This window comes from Photobacterium lucens (genome assembly GCF_009873615.1).
Taxonomy (GTDB): Bacteria; Pseudomonadota; Gammaproteobacteria; order Enterobacterales; family Vibrionaceae; genus Photobacterium; species Photobacterium lucens.
Genome location: NZ_SSMG01000226.1, coordinates 1 through 2,894 on the forward strand (window position 1 = coordinate 1; position 2,894 = coordinate 2,894).

At 38.6% G+C, this 2,894-nt stretch carries 3 protein-coding genes; all 3 read right to left on the reverse strand.

The window, feature by feature from the left end; genetic code table 11:
* Nucleotides 1–18: 18 nt before the first annotated feature.
* The 3 genes from E5A76_RS10090 to E5A76_RS10095 all read right to left on the reverse strand — a co-directional run bounded on the left by E5A76_RS10090 (nt 19) and on the right by E5A76_RS10095 (nt 2,782).
* Complete coding sequence (locus E5A76_RS10090; protein WP_107165949.1) at nt 19–264, reverse strand: hypothetical protein; 246 nt, start codon at nt 262–264, stop codon at nt 19–21.
* Nucleotides 265–424: 160 nt separating this feature from the next.
* Nucleotides 425–577: a hypothetical protein gene (locus E5A76_RS20405; protein ID WP_164488058.1), complete on the reverse strand. Its 153-nt coding sequence runs from the start codon at nt 575–577 to the stop codon at nt 425–427.
* A gap of 117 nt (nt 578–694) precedes the next feature.
* On the reverse strand, nt 695–2,782 hold the full coding sequence (locus tag E5A76_RS10095; RefSeq protein WP_161118853.1) for a glycosyl hydrolase family 18 protein: 2,088 nt from the start codon (nt 2,780–2,782) through the stop codon (nt 695–697).
* Between the last annotated feature and the right edge of the window lie 112 nt (nt 2,783–2,894).

The following is a 2,894-nucleotide window of genomic DNA, read 5'->3' on the forward strand; positions in this document are numbered from 1 at the left end:
GTATATATTTCAATTATCTTACTCTTTTATCACTATAATCTGCTTCGGATAGCGTTGTACTAACTCATTTGTCAAATAGGACGATGTTCCTTGCTCAAGCTCAGAAATGGGAGCTTCAGTAACAACATCAAGGCGGATACCAAACTCATGTTCATGCGCTTTAAAGCTATCAAATACCTTTTTCTCTTCTTCCGTTAAATGCGTTAAGTCTTTACCTTCCAATGCCATGACTTTATCTAATAATGCTTTATTTTCGATATTCATTTATTCACTCACTCAACAATACCCATTGTTATAACGGTACTCCTCTCACTTTTTTATTGCATCTTTATCTGTTTAGAATAGGGACTTAATTATTGTAATTTATTAAATCCCATAAAATAAAACGCCTCATTTAATAACGAGGCGTTTATTTTTTCGATAATTATTCATTTTGTTCAGACTTTGCAACCCAATGCTCTGTTTCATCAAAAGCGTTATCACACAAATCAATTGAGAAGCCCATTTCAGCAATTTCTTTCAGCGTTAAATTATCAGCTAATACCGCCACTTCGCCTTTATTGTTTGTTAATTCCATTCTATTTCTCCATTATTAGTCTCAACATCTATATGAGTATAACCATGGATAAAATTATCGATGAAAAAAAAGCCTATTGTGATGACGATTCACAATAGGCTACTTTTACAAGGTGTCTTACTTCAACTTTACAAGTTCCCACGGCGAATCAGGACGATCGGGTTTGTCGCCTTTCGTCCACCACTTCGCTTGGTATATATCACCTCGATATTCAACTCTATGACCGCCACTGTAAGCAACTGAGGGCTTCCATTTGGCAACCGTACTCGATTCTGTTGAGCTATCTTCAACCCAAACCGGTGATATATCTGGTCGCTCACCTTTTGTCCACCACTGAGCGATATACTTCTTACCGTCATAAGCAACTTTATCGCCACCGTTATAAACAGTATCGGCATTCCATTCATTCGCATCAGGAGCTAATGGGGCTGGCAGTACATCAACTAGCGTTGATTTAGACACGCTCGCCTCTCCATCAGAAACAATGATAGTAATGCTGCTCTTTATAGCTTCCGTTGTGTGTGGTGCAGAGTAAGTCACTGTAGCGGTGCCATTATTATGATTTGTAACATTGGCATTAACAGCAGTAAATGTTAAAGCGTTATTATCAATATCTGTCGCTGAAACTGAAAACGTGACTGTTTGTCCTGATTCAACCGTTAACATGTTAGGTGTAGTTAAAACTGGCGGTGTATTTTTATCACTGTGACTAAAAACATGATCTACAGCTTCAGCGAGTGGTGAGCGTAACTGAGTACATTTCTTTAGCCTATTACCATAATTAATAAATGTTCCTTCACACTGAATATCTCCATTTGCTTGCCAAATAATCACACCACCCAGATCATGATTAAGAACATATTCCGCTTTTTTTGTGATCGACTCAGGGTTATCGTAACTTAAGATATATTGATCTTTTACTGCATAGGGAATGTCTGCATTAGCATCCCACAGATGCTCCCATCCCGTCGATTTTACAATTTCATTATAATTAGGCTGTCCATCATGTGCCGGCCAATTAGTCACATCGGCAGCTGAATATGCTGGTCCATCAATCGCAAAAGTCATATTTCTTTTCGCTGTTGGAGCACCGATATAAGCTTTAGACGCAGTTGTTTGTACCCCTCTGCCGTAAAAAGCCAAACCTAAATTAACTTTTTCAGATGAAATACCATGCTCAGCCAACCATTTTCGCAATAACTCTAAATTTAGCGCTTCACTTTCTTGCTCAGGGTATGGGTATAAAGGCGCATTATGCCCAGCAACATCAGACCAGCCACCATCAAGATTGAATGTGAGCATATTAAAGAAGTCCATCGACTTATCTAATCGATTCCAATCAAAGCCTTCTAATTTTGCAGTCGATGCAGAAAATGCCGCGGAAAGTAATTTATCACTGCCAATGCGAGCACGAATATCTTCCATCAGTTGAGCAAAGTTATCGAAATCATCAACACTGCCACTAAAGTTTAAGCCACCAAAACCAGGGTATTCCCAATTAATATCAATACCATCGACCCCCAGTGCCATTAAACGATCAACATCAGCTAAAAAGCGTGCTTTTTTTGCAGGATCTGCTGCCATTGCAGGAAAGTGTTTAGACATGCTCCAACCACCAATCGACGCCATGACTTTAACGCCATTTTGGTGTGCTAAATCAATTAAACCGGGGGCTCCCCCTTCCTTTTTTAATGGAATAGGTAAATTACCGGTAATACCTGAAGGCTCGTGTAACCAACCATGTCCTGATTTCACAAAACCTTGTTCTTTTACTTTTGCCATATTTTCCGCATCAGAAACTTCATCAAATGGAAAATAATTCAAGTATTCAAGCTCACCCCATAAAATAGGTAAGTCCCAACCGCTATTCTGTTGAGTATTCAATAATGATGCAGGCTCTTGTTCAGCACCTTCTAAATATAATGTTGGGTTACGAAAATCAGCACTGTGTAACGAGCCATTATTCGCCACCCCAAAGAATGAGAAGTTAATAATAGAATAAATGTCTAAATTGACATTTAAGTGTGTTGCCTCACCTTGAGTAGAATAACCAGCTTCAACACCTTTTGATGCTTCCCATTGCGTTAAATAGCCAATGACATTTTTACCGTGTGTCGGTGCTGCGCTAATACTCATGGATACGCTACTGAATAATACTCCAGCTGCAACATTTGCAATCCATGCCTTTTTATTAATTTGTGTCATATTCCGCTCCACATATCTATATAGATAGTGCAATTACCTAACCAACAGAAATACACTGTAGTTTCCAACTACTTATTCTGTTATCATCCATGCATTAAGCTTTATATTGTTA